Genomic DNA, 1,523 nt, shown 5'->3' with positions numbered 1-1,523 from the left:
CCAGGGTCAAGGGATTAAAAGAAGAGTGTCCCCGTAAACTTAATAAGCCAGCACTACTACTATGAAAATAGCAGTGCTACTGTTGGTAAGAATGAGTTTTTCTTTAAAAGTCCCCCCCGTAACATTTAGCCCCCAATTATCTCCTCGCTCTTGTATAAATTCGGTGACTGCTTCAAATACACTGGTAGGCACAGAAAACCCATTAGAAAGTCCAGCATAGATTTTATAAGTGACCTTTACCGCCTTTTGAAAGGTGCTTTCACCTGTATGAAAATAGCTTACACTTGCCTCTAACTCTGCGTTGATGGTGGCCCACGCAAAGCTGCAATATTTAAACGCCTTCAGGGTACCGTTGGCAATGACGGCTCGCCTACTTTCTAGCCGCTCATTCACTGTAAAAGTAAAGTTGCTCAAATCCAGGGATGAGTTATCGGTCATATTCAGCGTACCGACCTGTCTATCCTGGTCTAAACGAGGGCTATTGGTTACCTCCGGAATAATGACCTGGTCGCTTGCTCCTGGCACCACGCCAGTATCCCAGTTGGTCGGCGTGTTCCAATCGCTGGAGGTAGCTCCAGTCCAGGTAATGGTTTGTGCCTGCACTACAAAACTACTCAATAGTATACTCAGCCATAACAAGCAGGCGAAGGCTTTTTTCAGTGCGCCAGGGCTGTCAGGGCTGGCGGTTGTCAAGGGTTGTTGCCGTTTCATTTTTTCCATCGTTTGATTACTGGATTCCTTTCGGAGTTTTGTATAATTTTTCACAAATATTTTGGGTCATTTTTTAGCCAACAGGCAAATATCGTCCTGTTGGCTTCTTTGTTACTTATTTTTGTTCAAACTCCTCTATCAAAGTTTTTACTCCTGTGGTAGGGTTCAGGTCAAACACCCGAACCATCTTTTTGGTCACGGTGGTGCCATTCTCTACTACCTCTTCAGTGGTCATTTCTACTATGCGCTTGGTCAATGGCGACAAATGCTCTCCCAAAGGCTTATTAGGCGAGGTCATGGTATTGTTGGCTTTGTCAGTATTGATCCCTTTTACTCCTTCGGGGTTGTCGTCCAGGGTAGAGGCAATGTTTTGCCCATTGCACACGGTAGGCACATCCAACAGGGGCGCCATGGTGGTTACTTCCAGAAAGCGTAACCATTCAAAATAACTAATAGTGGCTCCGGTAAAGTCCTTAATCACTATATCTTCACCCTTGTAGTTTTTACTCATCAGGGTAATGTTGTTGTCTTGTAGTATTGCACTGTTTTGGTCTACACTTTTGGGTAGGTTGGTGCTTTGGTCGAGCGTTTGTTCTCGATAATACATTTTAGCATCACTTGCTCCGGTAGCATCTCCCCCACCTACTCCATACTCAATCACAGGCACTTGATAAGTTGTAGTTTCGTCATTTATAAACTTACACTCTACCACCTTGCGATGGTAAGAAGTAACCATTGCTCTGCGTTTGCACTCTTCTACCATTACCTCTACCAAGGTGTTGATATCTTCCTCAGATATTTGATCATCGTCG

Annotated in this window: 2 protein-coding genes; both read right to left on the bottom strand. The window is 44.5% G+C overall.

The annotated features are described in order from the left end of the window. Positions 1 to 39: 39 nt before the first annotated feature. Positions 40 to 720 (bottom strand): hypothetical protein, encoded by a 681-nt coding sequence (locus tag M23134_RS37180; RefSeq protein WP_002706354.1) that lies wholly within the window; start codon positions 718 to 720, stop codon positions 40 to 42. Positions 721 to 826: 106 nt separating this feature from the next. Next, on the bottom strand, positions 827 to 1,523 hold a 697-nt coding region (locus tag M23134_RS37175), incomplete at its 5' end, for a hypothetical protein (protein ID WP_002706352.1).

Origin of the sequence: Microscilla marina ATCC 23134 (assembly GCF_000169175.1) — a bacterium.
GTDB classification, from domain to species: domain Bacteria; phylum Bacteroidota; class Bacteroidia; order Cytophagales; family Microscillaceae; genus Microscilla; species Microscilla marina.
Note: the sequence above shows the minus strand (reverse complement) of the source record. Positions and strands in the feature narration are given on the sequence as shown.